We start from the raw sequence: 21334 nt of genomic DNA, 5'->3' as shown, positions 1-21334 counted from the left end.
CCGTGCCAGCCGACTTTGATGTGGTCATCGTGGGAGCCGGAGCGGCCGGGCTGAGCCTGGCGTACCGTCTCTGCGCGCCGGACAGCCCCGTATCGCTGTCGGTCGCCCTCGTCGACGCCCCGCCGGGACCACTGAGGGCGCCCCCGCGGACCTGGTGCTTCTGGGAGCCGCCGGGCGGGGCCTACGATTCGATCCTGGCCGCCTCGTGGTCTCGCTTGCGGGTCAGGGCGGCAGACGGGGTTCCTACGGTCACCCGGCTTTCCCGGCTGCGCTACAAGATGGTGCGATCGGACGCCTTCGAGGCACTGGTCGGACAACGGTTGTCCCGTACACCGACTCTGGTCAGGATCGAGGCGACCGTGAGCGGCGTACGTGATGGTCCGTCCGGCGGCGAGGTCCTCACGCAGGGCGACCATGGCGAACGCGTCCTCCTGCGGGGCCGTCTCGTCTTCGACTCCCGGCCGCCGCGCCGTCTGCCGCCTGCCCGCACCACCCTGCTCCAGCACTTCGGTGGCTGGTTCGTCCGCGCCGAGCGTGCCGTGTTCGACCCGACGACCGCGGATCTGATGGACTTCCGTACACCGCAGCCCGCCCACGGGCTCTCGTTCGGCTATGTCCTGCCGCTGGACCCGCACACGGCGCTGGTCGAGTACACCGAGTTCTCCCCCCTCGCCCTGGACGCCGACGGCTACCGGCGAGCTCTGCGCCACTACACCCACCACGTCCTGGGGCTGGGGCGTTTCCGGATCACAGCCCAGGAGCACGGGGTGATCCCCATGACGGACGCCCGCTTCCCGCGCCGCGGGGGGCGGTCGGTGTACCGCATCGGCACCGCCGGAGGTGCCACCCGCCCTTCCACCGGTTACACGTTCGGCGCCGTGCAGCGGCAGAGCCGGGCCATCGCTGCCCGACTGCGCACCGGACGACCGCTGCGCGTGCCTGCGCCCTACGGACGACGGGCGCGGATGATGGACGCGGTCATGCTACGAGCCCTGGACAGCGGCCGCGTGGACGGCGCCGACTTCTTCGGCCGCCTCTTCCGGGGCGTTCCCGGCGAGCGGCTCCTGGGCTTCATGGACGGCAGTTCGCGGATGCACGAGGACCTGCTCATGGGCCTGCGCACACCCGTCGTCCCCATGCTGCGAACCGTCGTCGAGCTTCCGTTCAGGCCCCGGCGCGAGCGCCCCCCGGCCCTCGTTCCCCCCGCACCGACCGACCACGAAGAGAGCACCTCATGACTCTGCTGTGCGGTGACGCTCTGTCAGCGGCTTTCGACCACGGCTCCGTCGCCTATGACCGGCTCGTCGCGGCCAGCCCCGGTTACCACGCGCACCTGCGCCGCTCCGCACGCCGACTACGCCTTCCGGAAGGGGGGCGCGGGCTGCGCGTGCTCGACCTGGGATGCGGCACGGGCGCCTCCACGGCGGCGCTCCTCGCCGCCGCCCCGCACGCCCGGATCACCGGAGTCGACGCGTCCGCGGGCATGCTGGACCGTGCCATGAGCAAGAGCTGGCCGCCCGGCGTCGACTTCGTGCACGCTTCCGTCGAGGAGCTGGCCGGCCGGTGGCGGCGCGGCTCCTTCGACGCGGTGTTCGCCGGCTACCTCTTCCGCAACCTCGACGACCCCGACAGCGCGCTCGCCCTGGTACGTGACCAACTCGCCCCGGACGGCCGTCTCGCCGTCCACGAGTACACGCTCGGCGGTTCACCCGTTCACCGTGCCGTCTGGAACGCCGTCTGCTCGGTGATCATCCAGCCCGCCGGACGGCTCGCCGGTGACCCCGAGCTCTACCGTCACCTCCGCGACAGCGTCGCCCGGTTCGACGCGGCTCCCGCGTTCGCCCGGCGATTGCGCCGGGCGGGCTTCGCCGGCGTACGGGTCCTGCCGCTGCCCGGCTGGCAGACCGGGATCACCCATACCTTCGTCGCCCGTTCCACCCCCGCGGGGAGGGAGCGGTCGTGATGTCACTGCGCGACAACGGTGCGGGCCACCGGCGTGGCCGGGACCGGCGGGCGGCCGTCGTGCCGGCCCCGGACGGCCGCGCCCGGTTCACCGGTGAGGCCCCCGCGGTGGCGGTCGTCGGTGGAGGTATCGCCGGGATCGCCGCGGCCACTCTCCTGGCCGAGCGCGGCGTGCGCGTCACCCTCTACGAGCGTGAACCCGGCCTGGGGGGACGGCTTTCGGGGTGGCCCACCGAGCTCGCCGACGGTACTCCCGTGACGATGAGCCGCGGGTTCCACGCCTTCTTCCGGCAGTACTACAACCTCCGCGGCCTGCTGCGCCGGGTGGACCCCGGCCTCGGCTCGCTGACCCCGCTGCCCGACTATCCGCTGCGGCACAGCTCCGGCCTGCACGACAGCTTCGCCCGGGTGCCGCGCACGCCTCCGCTCAGCGCCATGGGATTCGTCGCCCTCAGCCCCACCTTCGGTCTGCGGGACCTGACCCGGATGAACCCGAAGGCGGCTCTGCCGTTGCTGGACGTGCGGGTTCCCGAGGTCTACGACCGTCTCGACGGCATCAGCGCCACCGACTTCCTCGATCGCATCCGCTTCCCGGAAGCCGCCCACCACCTGGCATTCGAGGTGTTCTCCCGCAGCTTCTTCGCCGATCCGCGGGAACTGTCCGCGGCCGAACTGGCGCTGATGTTCCACATCTACTTCCTCGGGTCCAGCGAGGGCCTGCTCTTCGACGTTCCCGCCGAACCGTTCCCGGCCGCCCTGTGGGACCCGCTGCACCGCTACCTCGAAGGCCACCGCGTCGACGTGCGGACCCGGACGCCGGTCCGGCAGGTGCGCCCCCGGCCGGACGGCGGTCTCGACATCGACACCGGCGACCGCACCACGCGCTACGACGCCCTCGTCCTCGCCCTGGACGGCGGGGGCCTGCGGCACGTCGTCGCCGCCTCACCGGACCTGGGCGACGCCGACTGGCGCGCACGGATCGCACGGCTGCGCACCGCGCCGCCTTTCCTGGTGTCACGGCTCTGGCTCGACCGGCCCGTGTCGCTGGACCGCCCGGGCTTCCTGGGCACCAGCGGTTACGGGCCCCTGGACAACGTGAGCATCCTGGACCGCTGGGAGGGAGAGGCCGCCCGCTGGGCCCGGCGCACCGGAGGGTCGGTGGTCGAACTGCACGCCTACGCCGTCGCACCGGACGCCGACCGGTCCGCCGTGCAGGACGAGTCCCTGCGGCAACTGCACCAGGTCTATCCGGAGACCCGCAGCGCCCGCGTCATGGACGAGCGTCACGAATGGCGCGCGGACTGCCCGATGTTCCCGGTCGGCGGCTACCGGAACCGGCCGGGCGTGCGCAGCCCCGACCCTGCCGTCACGGTGGCCGGGGACATGGTCCGCACCGGGCTGCCGGTGGCCCTGATGGAACGCGCGGCCACCAGCGGTTTCCTCGCGGCGAACGCCCTGCTGCAACGGTGGCACGTGCGCGGGCAGACACTCTGGACCGTCCCGCGCAGGGGACGCTCGGCCGTTCTGCGCCGGTTGGCGGCGCTGGGGGAGAAGTAGGCGCTGGGGGAGAAGCAGACGCCGCTTTCCGGGCGATGGGCGGCGCTCATCAGCCCGGGAACCTCCCGCCGGCGCGCAGTTCCCAGCGCCTCTCCGCGTACGCCAGGTCGTCCCGCCACAGCCGGCCGGCCGACGCGCGCATCAAAGGGCGCAGGAGCGGCGCGGCCGCCCGGGCCACGGCGAACCCGCGCCGGTCCGACGCCGCGACCAGCGCCTCCGTCACGGCCGTTCGGGGGCGCCCCGACCCGTCCGGAGCCAGGGGCGTGGCGTGGGTCTCCACCACCGACCCCGCGCCCTCGCCCTCGATGATGTGCATGACGACCGTGCGGGGCTCGGGCGCGGAGAACCGGGCCCGGACCGGCACCACAAGCCGCCCGGCCACCTTGAAGGACACGTCGACGGTGAAACCGTCGTCGTCCGCCGGGTCGTCGGCGGGTGTCCCTGTCACCGTCAGGTCGACGAAGGAGTACGGGTGGAACCACGCGCCGTGCCACGGATCGAGGCGGTTGGCCACCACATCCTCCGGCTCGCAGCGGCCGACGCCGCGGTAGACCGCCTCCACGGCGTCCCGCGCCCTGGGCCGCACGGGTACGTACGGCCGCTCCGAAGGAGGTTCGCCGCCCACCCGGTCGAGCCGCACCCAGAGGAGGACTCCGTCGTCGAAGGCCGGATAGGGCTCCCACCCGGCGAACGGGCCGCCGTCCAGGCTCAGTCCGTGCCAGTGGCAGACCAGCGTGCCGCAGTGCACGGGGCTGTCGCGCAGCGGCGCCCCCAGGTGGGGGCAGGCTCCCGGACCTGTGCGGAGCTTCCCCTCGCCGTCGCGCCACGCCACCACTTCGGTGGAACCGACCGTGGCCCCGAGCGCCCGCCCCGGAGGAAGGTCGCGCGAGGCGCCGATGACGTACCAGTTGCCCGAAGGCCTGCTCTGCGCCTGCTTGAGGGCCTCGGCGATCAGCGCCGGTTTCGCATCCCGCCACGTCGGTGCCTGCCGCTCCCAGGGAACGGCCGTGCGCCGCAGCCGCAGCGGAATGCGCCGGGGACGTCCCGGCGCGGGGCTCACACCGCCTCCTTCCGCACCGCGCGTGCGGTGCCGGTCACCGCCGGACGGGCGGCGGCGGAGATCCGCCCTGCCGCAGCCGGCTCTTCCCGCAGCCGGGCCACCGCGCGTGCGGTGAGCACCCGGGCCAGCCCGTCCAGTGCCACGGCGGCCCGTCGACGGCGCGGGACGACCGCCCGGCGGTGCAGTACCGCGTAGCCGTCCGCCTCGATCGCGTCGAGAATGCCGCTGTACAGCACGAACGCCGTCCGGATACAGGGCCGCGACACCGGGGCCAGCATCGCGATCCCGGGCAGGGCGTCCCGGTAGACGGTCCGGTTGTGGTTCCCGGCGGCCCGCAGGACGTCGGTGATCCGTCCGTCCCGCCTTCCCGTGCTCCGGCTCCACTCGAAGCGGTCCCGGTCCACCCCGTGGGCTGCCAGCAGATCGGTGGGCAGATAGAGCCGGCCCCGGTCCAGGTCCTCGCCCACGTCCCGCAAGAAGTTGGTCAGCTGGAAGGCGACGCCGAGCGCGGCCGCGTGCCCGGCCGCCTCCTCGCGCGGACCCACCGTCCCGAGCACCGGCAGCATCTGAAGGCCGATCACCGCGGCCGAGCCGTGCATGTACCGGCCGAGCTCCTCGTACGAGGCGTACCCGCCGACTGTCAGATCACTGCGCATGGAGGCCAGGAAGTCCGTGAAGTGCCGGGATTCGATGCCGTACCGGTCCGCCGTGTCGGCGAGAGCGCGGATCACGGGCTCGGCGGACCGGCCGTGCCGCAGCCCCGACTCCAGCTGGGATTCCAGTTCGACCAGGGCGCGGGCGCGCTCCTCGGGGGTGGCAGTGCTGTCGAGGTCGTCGACGATGTCGTCCGCCCAGCGGGCGAAGCCGTACAGCGCGTGCACGGCCGGCCGCCGGTCGGCGGGAAGGAGCCGTGTCGCGAGGAAGTACGTCTTGCCGTGCTGTGCGTTGAGGCCGCGGCAGCGGGTGTACGCGGCTCGGAGCGCGGGGTCCTCGATGCCGGCTGCGTCGAGTTCGCGTACGGTCATGTGCTGGTACCTCTCGGGGCAGAGTGCGGGGCGGGTCGGGCGTTCCGTGCGCCGGTGATCCTTTCCGCTGCCAGCTTCCCGGAGATCAGGACGGTCGGCACGCCGACGCCGGGCGTGGTGCCGCATCCGGCGAGGACGGCGTTGGCCGTGCCCCGCACCAGGTTGCGCGGGCGGAAGGGACCGGTCTGAGGGAAGGTGTGGGCCACGGAGAACGGGGTGCCGGCCGCATGCCCCTGCGCGGTCCAGTCGACCGGCGTGACCAGACCCTCCTCCTCGATCGCCGCGCCGAGACCGGGCATCTCGCGGCGTTCCAGCTCGGTCAGCAGCTCGTCCCGGTAGCGGGGGCCCAGCTCCCGCCACTCCCGTACGCCGGGCCCGACCTCGGTGTTCGGACAGGGAGCCAGCACGTAGTGGAGGTGCTTGCCCGGTGGGGCGAGGGAGGGGTCGGTCGCGGTGGGCCGGGTGATCAGGAGGGAAGGGTCCGACATCAGCTTCCCCGAGCGGGTGAGCTCGTGGAAGGTGCTCTTCCAGGCCGCGCCGAACGAGATGGTGTGGTGCGCCAGGTCCGGCCAGGTGCGGTCCGTTCCGGCGTGCAGGATCACCGCGGACGGCGAGTGACGCAGGGGGCGCGGGCGGTGCGGGGCGCGGCCGAGAAGCCGGTAGCTGACGGGCAGATCAGGTGTCAGGACGACCGCGTCGCAAGGAATGCGCTCCTGGTCGGTGACGACGGCGGTGACCCGGTCACCCGAGCGCTCCAGCCGGGTGACGCTCTGTCCGTAGCAGAAGGAGGCGCCCGCGTCGGAGGCCGCGTCCGCCATCGCACGGGGCAGCGCGTGCATACCGCCTCGGGGGAAGTACACCCCGGCCACCGTGTCCATGTAGGCGATGACGGCATATGCGGCCAGCGCCCGCGCCGGAGGCACCCCCGCGTACAGGGCCTGGAAGGAGAAGACCCTGCGGAGCCGTTCGTCCGAGACGAAGCGCCCGATCCGTGCGTCGAGCCGGCCGAAGCCGCCGAGTGCGGCGAGCCGGACGAGGTCGGGGTGGGCGAGCTGGAGCGGCGAGTCGAAGTTGGCGTCGATGAAGCGGCGCATCTGTACCCGGTGGAGGCGTTCCAGCCAGATCCGCAGTCGCCGGTAGCCGACAGCCTGCCGGGCACCCGCGAACTGTTCGACGGCGGCCTCCATCGCCGCACCTTCGGCGTGCACGTCGAGCTGGGACCCGTCGGCGAAGCGGGCCCGGTAGGCGGGGTCCAGCCGGACCAGATCCAGCCGGTCGGCCATGCGCTCCCCGACGGCGGCGAAGGCCTCCTCCACCAGGTCCGGCATGGTCAGCACGGTCGGCCCGGTGTCGATGCGGAAGCCGCCCGACTCCAGCAGCCCGGCCCGGCCCCCGGGCGCGGGATCCCGCTCGACGACCGTCACGCGGCGGCCCGCGCCCAGCAGATGAAGCGCGGAGGCCAGTCCTGCCAGACCGGCGCCGACCACCACCACGTGGTCGACGGGCCCCTTGACGATGATCATCGGGTGCGGCCTCCTTCGACCGTGGCGAAGCCCGTCGCCGGCCCCGCGTTGTGGTGCGGGTGTGATGTGCCGGTGGCGGGTGAGCCGGGGGACCGTCCTCCCGACACCGTGCGCAACAGGTCCAGCAGCCGGCCGCCCACGCCCGTCTCGACGTCGACGGCTTCGCCCAGCCGGTGCGCGGCCTGCTCACGGAGGCGTTCCGCTTTCCTCTCCACATGAGCTCGCGCGCCCGTCACTTCGAGGATGCCGCGTACGTCCGCGAGGTCCTGTTCGTTCAGCTCGTTGTTGCCGACGACCCGGCCCAGCACGGCCAGCGCCGCGTGGTCGCCGGCCGCCTCGGCCCGCGACCGGGCGACGGCGAGGAGATAGGTCGACTTGCCCTCACGGATGTCGTCCCCCGAGGGCTTCCCGGTCACCCACGGATCACCGAAGACCCCGAGCAGATCATCCCGCAACTGAAACGCGATACCGGCGTACTTGCCGGCGGAGCACAGCGCGTCGGTGGTCCGCTCGTCGGCCTCGGCGAGGGCGGCGCCGATCGCCACAGGCCGCTCGACCGAGTACAGGGCGCTCTTGAGACAGGCGGTCCGCAGGGTGTGGGCCTCCGAGGAACCACCACCGGCCTGTCCGCGCAGATCCAGGTACTGGCCCGCGACCATCTCGGTGCGCATGGCGCGCCAGAGGCCGCCGATCCGGCGGCGCTGGACAGCGGACAGCACGGTCTCCGCCACGGTGTCGTCGGCCCAGACGAGGGCGAGATCCCCCGCCAGCACGGCCGCTGAGGTGCCGAACGCGGAGCCCTGCTCGGAATCCGGCGAGAGACCAGCACCCTCGGCCAGGCCGATGTGGACGGCAGGCTTCCCCCGGCGTAACCGTGAGTGGTCCATCACGTCGTCATGGATCAGCGCGCAGGTCTGGATCAGCTCCAGCGCCACTCCGAGCCGAAGAGCGGCCGTGGTCTCCGCCGCACCGCAGGCCCGCATCCCCCACCACAGGAGGCGGGGCCGCATCCGCTTGCCACCGTCGAGGGTGAAGTCGACGACCCGTCGGGCCAGCTCGTCGGAGAACGACGGGTCGCATACGGCGGCTTCGGCGAGCCGTCCGGCCAGAACCTCCTGCGCGGTTCGGACGACAGCGCCGGTCACGTCCGCGTCGACGCTTTCCGGGGTGTCGACGCTTTCGGGGGTGCGGGGCGGCGCCGCATCGTGAGGGCGCCCGCTCCAGGTCGAAGCCGATTGCCGGGACTCGGCGGCGAACGAGTGGTGGTCCGTGGGCTCGGGACGGCCCATCCTGACGCCCTTTCGACGGGTACGGGTGACGAACGGTTCGTCACTTCGCACGGACGCGTACCCCGTTCGCTTTCGTTTGCGCATCACCTGGATGAGTTCGCGACCGATCGGCGTGCGCGCCGCGCGACAGCGGGCACCGAACAGAGACGATCACCACAGTCCTGCGCCGCCGGGGGAGAAGCACGCCGGGCACGCCAGGAGGTCTGCGGCCACGCCCGTTCGGCCCATGGGCGAGGCATCACAGAACTTCCCCTGACCGCCCGGAGCCGCCCTCACCGCGCGCGCTCAGAGCACGCGAGGAGAGCCTCCGCCCGAGCCGGACCCGCTCTGGCCGTCGGAATCGTCGTCATCATCGTCACCGGGGATGTGGACATCGAAGACGACGATGTTGATCTCGACGACCTCCAGCCCCGTCATCGTTTCCACGGCTTCGGTGACGTTGTCCCGGATCCGGTCGGCGAGCTCGTGGATCGGCGTGCCGTACTCCACCTTGACGTCGACGTCGATCGCGGCCTGCTTCTCACCCACCTCCACCTTGACGGCGCGCCCCGCGGCGGAGGAGCTCGCGGAGCCGGGCATCCGTCCGGTGACGGCTCCCAGGGCCTTCGACGCTCCTCGCCCCGTCGAGTGGACGCCCTCGGTCTCCCTTATCGCGATGCCGGCGATGGCGGCGACGACGTTGTCGGCGATGGTCGTCCTGCCGCGGCCGCGGGATCCTTCCGAGCCGCGGTCGGTCGTGGTGCCTGCGTTCAGGGTTTGTGTGTCGGCCATGTCTGCCTCACAGAGAGTCATTGCCGCGGGCCTTTCCCCCTCCCGGCCCGTGCGGTCCCCTCCATCACTCTGCGCCTGCCCGACCGCGTACGCCATTCGGGTCGGCCGGCGGCCGGGGAGTGTTCCCGCCCCGCCTTGATTCGAACGAATATGCGAACATGGGGTTAGAGTGCTTCTTTCTCATCACGATGAATCTTGATGAATCGGGATGTGCTGGCAGAGATCCGTAAAGGGGGGTCATGGGTAACAGGAGGTGTGTATGTCGTTTACGCACCTCTATGCGGCGAGCGGCTACTCGCTGCGGTACGGGGCCAGTCACCCGTCCGCGCTGGCCGAGCGGGCCGCCGAGCGGGGCCTGGACGCCCTGGCGTTGACCGACCGGGACTCCCTGGCGGGCGCGGTGCGCTTCGCCAAGGCGTGTGCGGAGGCCGGGATCCGGCCGCTGTTCGGCGTCGATCTGGCGGTGCCCGGCGTACCGGCGCCCGGGCCGGCGCCGGGGAAACGGCAGCGGACCGCTCCCTCCCGGGGCGGTGCGTTCGTCACGGAGTCGCCGCAGCGCGCGGTGTTCCTGGCCCGGACCGAACGCGGCTGGGCCGAGCTGTGCCGGCTGGTGACGGCGGCGTCGGACCAGGGCGTCACCTGGGATGACCTGTCCTGTCCGGACGACGAGCTGTTCGTCCTCCTCGGGGCGGACTCCGAGGTGGGGCAGGCGCTGGCATCGGGACGGCCGGACCGGGCCGCGGTCCTGCTGGGCCCCTGGCGAGAGCGGTTCGGCCGGTCCTTGCGTATCGAGACGTCCTGGCACGGGCGGTCCGGCACCGGCCCGGGGTCGCTGCGGCTGGCCGCGCGCATGCTGGGCTTCGCCGGCGAGCAGCAGGTGACCCCGGTGCTCACCAACGCCGTGCGCTACGCCGACCCGGACCGGGGCGAGGTCGCCGACATCCTGGACTCCGCCCGCCTCCTGGTGCCGATCGACGCCCGCGACGCGTCCCGGCTCGACACCGGGCAGCGGTGGCTGAAGGACACCGGCGAGATGGAACGGATCGCCGGACGGATCGCGGAGGCCGCGGGCGGCCGGAGCGGGGACGCGCGACGGCTGCTCGCGGCCACCGAGGAGACGGCCGAGGCCTGCGTGGTCGATCCGGGCGGCGCGTTCGGGCTCGGCCGGCTGAACCTGCCCGAGCCCGAGCTCGTGGGCGCGAGCGCCGAGTCGGTGGACCGGGCGCTCGCGGACCGGTGCGCGGCGGGCATGCTCGGCCGTGGCTACCACCGGGAGGGGAAGCGCTGGGACCGGCTGGAGGACGAGTTGCGGATCATCGCCGGGCACGGCTTCGCCGGATACTTCCTGACCGTCGCCGAGGTCGCGGCACAGGCCCGGCGGCTCGGCGTCCGCGTGGCCGCGCGCGGCTCGGGCGTGGGCTCGCTGGTCACGCATCTGCTGGGGGTCAGCCCGGTCGACCCGGTGGCGCACGGCCTGGTGATGGAGCGCTTCCTGTCCGAGCACCGCTCGGCCCTGCCCGATATCGACCTGGACGTCGAGTCCGCCCGTCGTCTGGAGGTCTACCAGGCGGTACGGGAGCGGTTCGGGGCCGACCGGGTGGCGACACTCGCCGTCTACAAGACCTACCGGGCGCGCGGGGCGATCGAGGTCGTCGCCCGCGCCCGCGGCATGGCCCCGGACCGGGCGGCCCGGCTGGGCAAGGCGTTCCCGCACATCCGGGCCAAGGACGTCAGGGCCGCGCTCGCCGAGCTGCCGGAGCTGCGCGAGGTCGCCGCCGAGGACCACGGGCGGCTCTGGGAGCTGGTGGAGGCGCTCGACGAGCTGCCGTTCGAGGCGGCGATGCACCCGTGCGGGCTGCTCGTCTCCGACGCGGCGCTGGTACGGCGTACCCCGATGGCGCCGACCACCGTGGAGAACATCGCCATGTCCCAGTTCGACAAGGAGGACATCGAGGACACCGGGCACCCGAAGATCGACGTCATCGGCGTGCGGATGCAGTCGGCGCTCGCCCACGCGGCCGCCGAGATCGAACGCGTCACCGGCGAACGGCTCGACCTGGACGATCCCGCGCAGGTGCCGCCGGACGACCCGGCCACGTACGACCTGATCTCCTCCGGGGACACCCTGGGCACCTTCCAGCTGGAGAGCCCCGGGCAGCGGGAGCTCGTACGGAACCTGCGGCCGCGGTCGTTCGGCGACCTGGCGCTCGACATCAGCCTGTTCCGGCCCGGGCCGGTCGCGGCCAACATGGTGGATCCGCTGATCAAGGCCCGGGACGGCCGGAGCGTGACCCGTTACGCGCACCGCGACCTGCGGAAGATCCTGGCGGAGACCGAGGGGCAGGTGGTCTACCACGAACAGGTGATCGAGATCATGAAGGTGATGACCGGCTGTGACCGGGGCACGGCCGACGAGGCCCGCCGCGCCCTGTCCGTCCCCGAGCGGCAGGGCCGGGTCCGCGCCTGGTTCGCCGACCGGGCGCGCGGGCGCGGCTACTCGGTCCAGGTCGTACGGGACGTGTGGAAGACCCTGGAGAACTTCGGCAGCTTCGGCTTCGCCAAGGCGCACGCCGCGGCCTTCGCGCAGCCCGCCTACCAGTCGAGCTGGCTCAAGGCCCACCGGATGGCGGCCCTGCTCGCCGGGCTGCTCACGCACGACCCGGGGATGTACCACAAGCGGGTCCTGGCCGCGGACGCCCGGCGTCACGGGGTGCCGCTGCTGCTGCCCGACGTCAACCGCTCCCAGGTCGCACACATAATCGAACTGGTGTCCGGTAAGTGGGGGGTGCGGATCGGTCTCGCGCAGGTGCGCGGCATCACCGAGGCCGAGAGCGGACGCATCGTGGCCGGGCAGCCGTACGCCTCGGTCGAGGACTTCTGGCAGCGCGCCCGGCCCAGCCGCCCGCTGGCCGAACGACTCGCCCGGGTCGGCGCGTTGAGCGCGTTCGGGTCCCGCCGCGAGCTGCTGCTGAAGGTCGCCGAGCTGCACCGCTCGCGGCGCGGCGCGGGCGGATCCGCCGCCGGTCAGCTCCCCATGGCGGAGGCGGGGGGCGCGGAAGACGCGGGGGACACTCGCTCCGAGACGGAGGGCGACAGCACGGCCGACGCCGTCACGGGCCTGCCGGCCATGGACGCGTCCGAACAGCTCGCCGCCGAACTCGACGTCCTCGGCATGGACATCTCCCACCACCTCCTCGACGAGCACCGCTCCCTGCTCGCCGACATCGGCGCGACCCCCGCCGCCGACCTGGCGGGCCTCCGGCACGGCTCCACCGTGCTCGTCGCCGGCGTCAAGGTCGCCACCCAGACCCCGCCGATCCGCTCCGGCAAGCGCGTCATCTTCGCCACCCTGGACGACCCCACCGGCCTGTCCGACCTGGCGTTCTTCGAGGACAGCCACGGGCGTTGCGCCCATACGGTGTTCCACAGCAGCCTGCTGCTCGTACGCGGCACCCTCGCCCGCCGTCCGCCGCGCGCCTTCAGCATCACCGGCACGGCAGCCTGGAACCTGGCCGAGCTGATCGACCTGTACCGCGAGGGCGGCCCCGCAGCCGTCGCCGACCGGCTCACCCGCGCCGAGTCCACCCCGCGCAGGGCCGCGCCGCACCGCACCCTCACCCAGCCGAACGGCTTCGCCCTGCACCCCTGGGCCGACCTCCAGCCGCCCGGAACCCCCGCCTCCGCCGGTCTGCCCGCCCTCGACGCGCTCGACGGACGGTCCTTCCACCACGCGAGCCCCGGAAGCGCGGGGTGACCGGGATGATCCTCTACCTCCACTTCGGTGACCCGCAGCCGGGCCCCGCCTACCGCCGACTCCTCGACATGGTCGGCGAGTTCACCCCCGTCGCCCAGGCCCTGCCGCCGGACGCGGCCCTCGCCGACGTGTCCGGGAGCACCCGCTACTTCGACCGCGACGCCGCCGGGCTCGCCGCCCTGATCCGGATGCGCGCGGCGGCGCTCCACGGCCTCGACGTGACGGTCGGCATCGGTCCCAACCCGCTGCTCGCCCGGCTCGCCGCCCACCGGGGGGAGCCCGGAGCCATCCGCACGGTCCCGGACGACCCCGAGGCCGTCACCCGCTTCCTCGCCGGGCTCCCCGCCTCCGCGCTGCCCGGCGTCGGCCCGGCCACCGCCCGCACCCTGGCCTCGTACGGCCTGCGCACCGCCGACCGGATCGCGGCCACCCCGCTGCTCACCCTCCAGCGCATCCTGGGCGCGGCCTCCGGGCGTGAGCTGCGCGACCGCGCGGCGGGCATCGACCCCACCCGCGTCACCGCCGGCGCCCCGCCCCGAACGGTCGACGCCGAACACCGCTTCGCCCAGGACGAGTCCGACGCCGCCCGCCGACGGGCCGCCCTGACCCACCTGACCGAACAACTCGGCGCCCGCCTCCGGGACGAGCGCCAGACCTGCCGGGTGCTGACCCTGACCGTCCAGTACGCCGACCGTACGGGGCAGGCGTCGATCACCCGCAGCCGCACCCTGTCCGAGGCCACCGCGCACACCCCCCGACTCCGCGCCACGGCCCACGCGCTGCACGGCGCTCTGGGACTCCAACGGGCCCGGGTCCGCTCGCTGGCCCTGCGCGCGGGCGACCTCGGCGACGCCGCGTCCGCCTCCCGGCAGCTGACCTTCGGCCCCTACGACGACCGGGCCCGCCGCATCGAGGCCGCGGCCGACCGCGCCCGGGCCCGTTTCGGGGCGGGCGCGGGACGGCCCGCCAGTACGGCGGGGATGCGGTGAGCGTCCGGAGCCAGGCCCGGGCCGCCGGAACCCGCGACCGCAGCGCGCGGCCATCATGGCCCCATGACCTCCCCATCGCACGGCTGGGCGCGGGCCGAGCGCCTCGACGCGGTCCGGATGCTCGATGCCCTCCATGCCGAGACCGGTGTCCGGCTGACCCTGGACGGCCCCTGCCCGGGCGGGCAGGTCGGCGCCGCCTATGTGCGCCGGGCGGACCGTCGCCGCTCCGTGTTCAAATGGCGGCCGCGCACCCGCGTGGCGGACATGGAGGCGGGGCCGCTCACCGTCAGCCGGGTGCTGCGGCGCGCAGGCTGTCCGGTTCCGGACACCGAGCTGGTGGCCCAGGTGGGCCACGCGGTCGTGACGGTGCAGGAGCTGCTGCCCGGTACGGCGATCGCCCGCCTCGACCACCGCGGTCTGGTCCAGGCCCTCGAACTCAACCGGTCGCAGGCCGGCCGGCTCGCCGGGCATCCCGATGTCCCCGCCGCGGAGCTGTTCCTGCGTCAGGACGGCCCCGGCTACTGCCTGCACGAGCCGCTGCGCCGGCACAACCGTCGCAGTGCCGCGCTGGAGCGGTGGGTCGCCGCCGTCGGTGCGGGCCATCCCGGCCGGCTGGCCGGCGACGATGCCGTGCACATGGACTTCCACCCCGGAAACCTGCTGGCGGCCGGCGGTTCGATCACCGGCGTCATCGACTGGGACGGAGCCGCGCGCGGCGACCGCCGGTTCGACCTGGTCACCCTGCGCTTCGGCATCCACGGCGGGGGAGCGGACCCCGGGGTGGCGCGCCACCTCGACGCCGTCCTCGACGCGCTCCCCGCGGACGTCCTGCGGCCCGCGTGGGCGCACATGAGCCGGCGCATGGTCGACTGGGCCATCCGGCACCTCACCCCGTCCGAGGTGGAGCACTGGCTCGACCTGGCCGAGCAGCGCGTGAGCTGACGGGCGTGCTTCAGCCGCCGAGGTGTTCCGCCCGGTGCGCCGCCCAACGCTGCATCAGCGAGCCGAGCTCCTTCTCCAGGAACCGGAAGAACTCCAGGGTGTCGTTGATCCGGCGGCCCTGCGGGGTGTCGAGGCCGAACTGCTCCACGCCCTCCCGCATCGTGGTCTGCCAGTTCCTCAGGAAGGCGTCCCGTTCGAGCAGGGCGTCGTACCACTGGTCGTCCTGGACGCGATAGCGCTCCCGCCGGGACCCCGGCTCCCGCTCGCGGCTGACCAGGTTGACCTGGGCGAGATAGCGGACAGCTCCCGACACGGCCGCCGGGCTGACCTTCAGCTGCTCGCTCAGCTCGACGGAGGTGAGCGCGCCCTGCTCCGAGGAGAGCAGGGCGGCGAAGATCCTGGCCGGCATGCGGCTCATGCCCGCCTGGACCAACTGGGCGGCGAACCGCTCCACGAACCGGGAGACGGCCGCCGCCTCGTCGTCGCCGTCCGCGCGGTTGTCCGTCCGCCGCTCATCCATGTTCCGACCCCGGTCTCCGTGGCTCCCGGCGCTCGCGTGCCGACCGCGCCTCCGGCCAGTCTACGAGCGATTCATACGCTTCCTTAACTTCACACATTTCTGAAAGAAGCGTAGCTTCGAAACATGAAGAAGGCCATCACCGTCTCCGGGCTGCACAAGTCGTTCGGCCCGACACACGCCCTCACCGGTCTCGACCTTGACGTGGAGGCCGGCGAGGTCCACGGCTTCCTCGGACCCAACGGGGCGGGCAAGTCCACGACGATCCGCGTCCTGCTGGGTCTGCTGCGCGCCGACTCCGGAGCCGTCCAGCTCCTCGGCAAGGACCCGTGGCAGGACGCGGTCGAACTGCACCGGCGGCTCGCCTATGTCCCCGGGGACGTCGAGCTGTGGCCGGGCCTCACCGGAGGTGAGGCCATCGACCTGCTGGCGAAGCTGCGCGGCGGCCTCGACCGGCGGCGGCGCGACGAACTCATCGACCGGTTCGACCTCGACCCGCTCAAGAAGGGCCGCGCCTACTCCAAGGGCAACCGGCAGAAGGTCGCCATCGTCGCCGCGCTCGCCTCCGACGCCGAACTGCTCCTCCTCGACGAGCCCACGGCGGGCCTCGACCCCCTGATGGAGGTCGTCTTCCAGGACGTCATCCTCCAGGCGAAAGCAGCGGGGAAGACCGTGCTGCTCTCCAGCCACATCCTGGCCCAGGTCGAAAAGCTCTGCGACCGCGTCAGCATCGTCCGCCAGGGCCGCACCGTCCAGTCGGGCACGCTCGGCGAGATGCGCCACCTCACGCGGACGACCGTCGAGGCCGAGACCGAACGCCCGGTCACCGGACTCGACGCCCTGCCCGGTGTCCACGGACTGAGGGCGACGGACCTGCGGGTGCACTTCGCCGTCGACGGAGCCCACCTCGACGCGGCGATCCGCAGGCTCGGCGAGTTCGGCATCCGGAGTCTGACCAGCCACCCGCCGACGCTCGAAGAGCTGATGCTGCGTCACTACGGCGACGAGCTGGCGCTCTCCGCCTCTTCGTCCGGCTCGGGGGGTGTTGCCCGATGACCGGTGTCGCCACGCCCCTCGACGCCCCCGGCAGGTCCACGTCCGCCAGGATCCAGCCCGCTGCCTTCACCGGCACCTGGACTCTTCTCCGGTTCAACCTGCGGCGCGACCGCGTCCGCATGTCCGTATGGCTGCTCGCCCTCACCCTGGGCACCCTGGTCACGGCGGCCGAGTACACGTCGCTGTACTCCACCCCCGAGGAGCGCGCCGCGGCCGTCAGCTCCATGGACAGTCCGGCCGCGCTCGCCATGACCGGCCCCCGCCCCTATCTGGCCGACTACACCGCGGGCGCGATGCTCGGCCACCAGATGCTCGGCTTCATGGCCGTCCTGGTCGGCCTGATGAGCGTCCTGACCGTCATCCGGCACACCCGCGACGAGGAGGAGACCGGCCGAGCCGAACTGGTCCGCTCCACCGTCGTCGGCCACCACGCGCACCTCGCCGCCGCCCTGGCGGTCGCCCTCGTCGCCGACCTCTCCCTCGCCCTGCTGCTGGCCCTGGGCCTCACCGCGACGGGCATCGACGGAGTCGACCCGGGCGGGGCGCTGCTCTACGGCCTCGCGCATGCCGCGATCGGACTCGTCTTCGCCGGTGTCGCCGCGATCACCGCGCAGCTCACGGCGCACACCCGGGGCGCGTCGGGCCTGGCGCTCGCGACGATCGGCGTGGCCTACGTGCTGCGGGCCTCCGGCGACGTGGGCAACGACGCCCTGTCCTGGCTGAGCCCGATCGGCTGGATCCAGCGCACCTACGTCTTCGTCGACGACCGGTGGTGGCCGCTCGCCCTCTGCCTCCTCCTCGCCGCCGCGACCGCCTCGTACGGCTTCGTCCTGAGCACCCGGCGCGATGTCGGCGCGGGCCTGCGCCCCGCGCGGCTCGGCCGGCGTACCGCCTCCGAGGCACTCACCCGGCCCTTCGGCTTCGCCCTCCGGCTGCACCGGGCGACCTTGCTCGGCTTCGCCGCAGGGCTGTGCCTGATGGGCGTCATGTACGGCTCGATCCTCGGCGAGGCCGCCGACATGGTGGAGAGCGTCGAGCAGCTCCAGGAGGCGCTCAAGGACATCGGCGGCGCCACCGTGGCCGAGTCGTTCGCGTCCATGGTGATGGTCGTCGTCGCGGTCGTCGCCGCCGTGTACGTGGTGATGGCCGCGCTGCGACCGCGCGCCGAGGAGAACGCCGGCCGCGCCGAACCGCTCCTGGCCACCGGTCTCTCCCGCAGCCGCTGGCTCGGCAGCCATGTCGCCGTCGCCCTGACCGGCGGCACGGCGCTGCTGGTCCTGGCCGGGCTGTGCTTCGGCGTCTCGGGCGCGGCGTCGGCGGGGGACGGGAGCCTGGTCCTCGAACTGACCCTGGCGGCAGCCGCGTACGCCCCGGCCCTGTGGGTCACCGTCGGTGTGGCCGTCCTGCTCTTCGGCTGGTTCCCGAGGGCGGGGGCGGTGGCCTGGATCGTGCCCGTGTACGCGTTCCTCGTCGGATACCTGGGGCCCGTCCTCCAGCTCCCGGACGGGCTGACGAACCTGTCGCCCTTCGGCCATGTGCCCCGACTCCCGGCCGCGCCCATGACCTGGACCCCGCTGCTCGCGCTGACCGCCGTCGCGGCCGGCCTGATCGCGCTGGGACTGGCGGGCTTCCGCCGCCGCGACCTGGACACCAAGTGAGGGCCGCTCACCACGGGCCGGGCCTCACCACCCGGTCCACAGCAGGTGGTTGACGAGCAGGGCCGGAACCGCCGAAGCGACCAGCCACCACCGTACGCCCCGGCGGGGCAGCAGCGCCGCCGCGGGCAGCAGCCACAGCAGGAACGGCTGCCAGATGCGCTCCGTCTCCGCCTTGCTCATCCCGGAGAGGTCGGCGGCGAGCAGCGCCACCAGGGCCGCCAGGACGAGCAACGCCAGCCGTCCTTCCGGGGAGGCCGCCCCGGATCCGCCCCGCAGGGCCCGTACGGCACCGGGCGCGGCCACCACGCTCCGGCGCAGCCCGGCGACGGCGGCGAGCCCGGCCGCGACGGTCGCGCAGGCCAGGTTGGCCCAGACCCAGTAGGCGTACGGGCGGACGCCCCCCGCTCCCTGGTAGTAGCGCTCGACCAACAGGTGGTAGGCGGTCCACCAGTTGAACCCGGCGAGGGTGAAGGCCACCGGGACCACGAGCGCGCCGAGCAGGAACACCGGCACCGGGCGGGCGGTCCGGGCGAGCAGCAGGACCGCGAGCAGGACGGCCGCCATCAGCCCCAGCCCGTAACTCAGGTAGCAGGTCCACCCGAACAGCAGACCCCCGCCGGCCGCCGCCAGGGCCGGGAAGCGGACCCGGCGGGTGGCTGCCAGGGCGAGCAGCGCCACCGACCAGGCGGCGACCGCCGCGAAGTACCCGTCGGCGGAGACGCCCGCCCAGACGGCGGCCGGGGCGAGGACGAGGAAGGGCGCGGCACGCCGGGCCAGGCGCTCGTCGGCCAGCACCCGCACGGTGATCAGGGCGGCCAGCACCGCCGAACTGCCCACCACGACACACCAGACGGCCGCCCAGGCGCCGCCGCCGAGCCCGATGCGGTCCAGCCAGACGAAGGTCAGCGTCGCGCCCGGCGGATGCCCGGCGACATGGGCGGGCCAGTTGGCGGGCGCGTCGAACAGGATGTGGTCGGTGAAGCCGCGGAGCGTGGCGGGGATGTCCGCGAAGCGGTCGATGACCTGCAGGTATTCGTGCTTGGTGGTGAGGCGCCGCTCGACACCCCGGTACCAGCCGTCGATCAGCGCCATCGAGAACACCCAGGCCGTGGACCCGGCCCAGGCCGCCGCGAGGAGGCCGCGCCAGGGCAGCCGGGCGGCGAGCGACGGGCCGTACGCGACGACCAGGACGGCCATGGTGAGCGCGGCGGGGGTGCCGGGGCCCAGGTGGGGATCCCAGGAGGCAAGGAAGGGTGGCCACTGCGCGAACAGGGTCTGGTCCCGGTCCTGGATGACCCGGCCGATGAGCACGGCGGCGGCGACCAGCAGCACGCCCGCCGCGGCGGCGGCCAGGTCGGCCCGCCCCGCGCGCCGCGCGCGTTCGTCGATGCGGTCCGGCGGTGCGGGCGGGCCGTGTCCCGTGCCGTCGGCGGTGTCCGTGGGGGTGACGTCCTCGGTCTTCACGCTGGCACGTTATGCACATCGGGCGGCGATCGGGCGGTCCGGCGGGGCCGCGTCACCGAACCGTCAGATCCGCTCCTGCCGCTGCTTCTCGTGGTGACGTCCGTTCGTGGTGGCGTCCGTCGCGTCTCCGGCCGCGACGTCAGAATTCCGTCAGGAGTCGTACCCGCCCGTGGACGGTGCTCCGCGCTTAGCGTCGGACCATGCCCGAACGCCGCCCCACCCGCACCCTCCCCGGCGCCCTCCGCTCCCTCCGTACGCCCTCGGATCCGGGGTTCTGGCGCAGCCCCGTCCGAGGGGCGCGCTTCACCGCCGTCCTCGGCATCGTGCTGCTTGCCGGACTCACGCTGCTGTTCGTCACCGGCCTGCTCTCGTACGCCGCCTACAACCCGGACCTGAACCCCGTCAACGACAAGACCCCGGACAAGGGCCTGCTGGGCTTCTACCTGTTCTCCTGGCCGACCGGCCCGCACTGGCTCTACCGGCTCACCCAGGGGCTGCACGTCACCGTCGGCATCGTGCTCGTGCCCGTCCTGCTCGCGAAGCTCTGGTCGGTGATCCCCCGGCTCTTCGCGCTGCCGCCCGCCCGCTCCGTGGGGCACGCCCTGGAGCGGCTCTCGCTGCTGCTGCTCATCGGCGGGGCGTTGTTCCAGTTCATCACCGGACTGCTCAACATCCAGCTGGACTACCTCTTCCCCGGGTCCTTCTACACCCTGCACTTCTACGGCGCCTGGGTCTTCCTGGCCGGGTTCGTCACCCATACGGCCCTCAAGGCGCCGCAGGCCGTACGGGTGTTGCGCAACGGCATCCCGCGCGGCGAGCCGGACACCCTCGCCGCCCCCGAGCCGCTCCCCGCCACCCTGTCCCGGCGCGGCGCGCTGGCCATGGTGGGCGCCGGCTCGCTCCTGCTGCTGATCACCTCGGCCGGCCGGAGCTTCGACGGGCCGCTGCGCCGCATCGCGCTCCTCACCCCGCGCGGCGGCACCGACCCGGGGCCGGGACCGAACGCCTTCCAGGTCAACAAGACCGCCGCCGCCGTACGGATCACCCCCGCCGACACGGGGGAGCGCTGGCGGCTGACCGTACGGGGGCCCGCCGGGGAACTCCGCTTCTCCCGGGCCGAACTGCTGGCCATGGAACAGCACAGCGCGGCGCTCCCGATCGCCTGCGTGGAGGGCTGGTCCACCTCGGACCAGCAGTGGCGCGGGGTGCGGCTCTCCGATCTGGCGGCGCTCGCCGGATTTCCGGACCGGCCGCCGGGCGTGTTCGTCGAGTCGCTCCAGCGGGGCGGCTCCTTCCGCAAGGCCGCGCTGCGCGACAACCAGGTCCGTGACGGCCGCTCACTGCTCGCGCTGGAGGTGAACGGCGCCCCGCTGTCGCCCGACCACGGCTACCCGGCCCGGATCATCGTCCCCGCCGCGCCCGGAGTGCTGAACACCAAGTGGGTCGAGACCCTGACGTTCGGAGAGCTGTGATGTCCACCCGAGCCGTGCCGCCGGGCTCCGCCGCCCCCCGTCGCCCGCGCTTCTCGCCGCGCCGCCTGTACGGCGAGGGCCCGCTCCACCTCATCCTGCTCGCCGCCTCGTTCTGTCTGGCCGGCTACGCGGGCGTACGGCTGCTGGACGGGGACACCGTCGGCGTTCTGCTCTGGTTCGCCGGGGCGGCCGTCCTGCACGATCTGGTGCTGCTGCCGGTGTACGCCGGGGCCGACCGGGCGCTGCGCGCCGCGCTCGGCCCCCGGACGGCCCTGGTGAACTTCGTCCGGGTACC

Annotated in this window: 16 protein-coding genes; 9 read left to right on the top strand and 7 right to left on the bottom strand. The window is 73.4% G+C overall.

Annotation, left to right across the window (positions count from 1 at the left end; genetic code table 11):
• Positions 1–2: 2 nt before the first annotated feature.
• Genes WQO_RS01615 through WQO_RS01605 form a run of 3 tightly spaced genes read left to right on the top strand, consistent with a single transcriptional unit; the run spans position 3 to position 3519 of the window.
• Positions 3–1238 (top strand): lycopene cyclase family protein, encoded by a 1236-nt coding sequence (locus WQO_RS01615; protein WP_029182734.1) that lies wholly within the window; start codon positions 3–5, stop codon positions 1236–1238.
• Positions 1235–1963 (top strand): class I SAM-dependent methyltransferase, encoded by a 729-nt coding sequence (locus WQO_RS01610; RefSeq protein ID WP_010064444.1) that lies wholly within the window; start codon positions 1235–1237, stop codon positions 1961–1963. The genes WQO_RS01615 and WQO_RS01610 overlap by 4 nt, the downstream gene beginning before the upstream one ends.
• Positions 1963–3519 carry an NAD(P)/FAD-dependent oxidoreductase gene (locus tag WQO_RS01605; protein ID WP_010064443.1) on the top strand — a complete coding sequence of 519 codons (1557 nt, stop codon included), beginning with the start codon at positions 1963–1965 and terminating at the stop codon, positions 3517–3519. The genes WQO_RS01610 and WQO_RS01605 overlap by 1 nt, the downstream gene beginning before the upstream one ends.
• A gap of 49 nt (positions 3520–3568) precedes the next feature.
• Here the strand turns inward: WQO_RS01605 and WQO_RS01600 are convergent, their stop codons facing one another.
• The 5 genes from WQO_RS01600 to WQO_RS01580 form a co-directional block, all read right to left on the bottom strand.
• Complete coding sequence (locus WQO_RS01600; protein WP_010064442.1) at positions 3569–4579, bottom strand: DUF5914 domain-containing protein; 1011 nt, start codon at positions 4577–4579, stop codon at positions 3569–3571.
• Positions 4576–5604 carry a phytoene/squalene synthase family protein gene (locus WQO_RS01595; protein WP_058953835.1) on the bottom strand — a complete coding sequence of 343 codons (1029 nt, stop codon included), beginning with the start codon at positions 5602–5604 and terminating at the stop codon, positions 4576–4578. Before WQO_RS01595 ends, WQO_RS01600 begins: the two co-directional genes overlap by 4 nt.
• Complete coding sequence (locus WQO_RS01590) at positions 5601–7127, bottom strand: phytoene desaturase (RefSeq protein WP_010064439.1); 1527 nt, start codon at positions 7125–7127, stop codon at positions 5601–5603. The genes WQO_RS01595 and WQO_RS01590 overlap by 4 nt, the downstream gene beginning before the upstream one ends.
• Positions 7124–8416, bottom strand: a complete 1293-nt coding sequence (locus WQO_RS01585; RefSeq protein WP_010064438.1) for a polyprenyl synthetase family protein — start codon at positions 8414–8416, stop codon at positions 7124–7126. The genes WQO_RS01590 and WQO_RS01585 overlap by 4 nt, the downstream gene beginning before the upstream one ends.
• 285 nt (positions 8417–8701) lie before the next feature.
• Positions 8702–9187 carry an Asp23/Gls24 family envelope stress response protein gene (locus WQO_RS01580; RefSeq protein WP_010064436.1) on the bottom strand — a complete coding sequence of 162 codons (486 nt, stop codon included), beginning with the start codon at positions 9185–9187 and terminating at the stop codon, positions 8702–8704.
• Positions 9188–9446: 259 nt separating this feature from the next.
• Between WQO_RS01580 and dnaE the strand changes: the two genes are divergently transcribed.
• From dnaE to WQO_RS01565, 3 genes are all read left to right on the top strand, one after another.
• Positions 9447–12941 (top strand): DNA polymerase III subunit alpha, encoded by a 3495-nt coding sequence (dnaE, locus tag WQO_RS01575; protein WP_010064435.1) that lies wholly within the window; start codon positions 9447–9449, stop codon positions 12939–12941.
• A gap of 5 nt (positions 12942–12946) precedes the next feature.
• A complete protein-coding gene (locus tag WQO_RS01570; RefSeq protein ID WP_058954195.1) occupies positions 12947–13930 on the top strand; it encodes a DNA polymerase Y family protein in 984 nt (327 codons plus the stop codon).
• A 63-nt stretch (positions 13931–13993) separates the two neighbouring features.
• On the top strand, positions 13994–14872 hold the full coding sequence (locus WQO_RS01565) for a phosphotransferase (RefSeq protein WP_010064433.1): 879 nt from the start codon (positions 13994–13996) through the stop codon (positions 14870–14872).
• Positions 14873–14882: 10 nt separating this feature from the next.
• Here WQO_RS01565 and WQO_RS01560 read toward each other — a convergent pair whose 3' ends face one another.
• Positions 14883–15392: a GbsR/MarR family transcriptional regulator gene (locus tag WQO_RS01560; protein ID WP_010064432.1), complete on the bottom strand. Its 510-nt coding sequence runs from the start codon at positions 15390–15392 to the stop codon at positions 14883–14885.
• A gap of 123 nt (positions 15393–15515) precedes the next feature.
• On the opposite strand from WQO_RS01560, the gene WQO_RS01555 reads away from it, so the two are divergent.
• Together WQO_RS01555 and WQO_RS01550 are read left to right on the top strand one after the other, a co-directional pair.
• Positions 15516–16445: an ABC transporter ATP-binding protein gene (locus WQO_RS01555; RefSeq protein ID WP_010064431.1), complete on the top strand. Its 930-nt coding sequence runs from the start codon at positions 15516–15518 to the stop codon at positions 16443–16445.
• Complete coding sequence (locus WQO_RS01550) at positions 16442–18103, top strand: ABC transporter permease (protein WP_010064429.1); 1662 nt, start codon at positions 16442–16444, stop codon at positions 18101–18103. The genes WQO_RS01555 and WQO_RS01550 overlap by 4 nt, the downstream gene beginning before the upstream one ends.
• A 24-nt stretch (positions 18104–18127) precedes the next feature.
• Here WQO_RS01550 and WQO_RS01545 read toward each other — a convergent pair whose 3' ends face one another.
• Positions 18128–19567: a hypothetical protein gene (locus tag WQO_RS01545; RefSeq protein ID WP_079055503.1), complete on the bottom strand. Its 1440-nt coding sequence runs from the start codon at positions 19565–19567 to the stop codon at positions 18128–18130.
• A gap of 200 nt (positions 19568–19767) precedes the next feature.
• On the opposite strand from WQO_RS01545, the gene WQO_RS01540 reads away from it, so the two are divergent.
• Complete coding sequence (locus WQO_RS01540) at positions 19768–21039, top strand: molybdopterin-dependent oxidoreductase (protein ID WP_010064426.1); 1272 nt, start codon at positions 19768–19770, stop codon at positions 21037–21039.
• Positions 21040–21334: the final 295 nt, after the last annotated feature.

The sequence above is a fragment of the Streptomyces globisporus C-1027 genome, assembly GCF_000261345.2.
Classification (GTDB): domain Bacteria; phylum Actinomycetota; class Actinomycetes; order Streptomycetales; family Streptomycetaceae; genus Streptomyces; species Streptomyces pakalii.
This window is presented reverse-complemented; position numbering and strand designations above follow the sequence as displayed.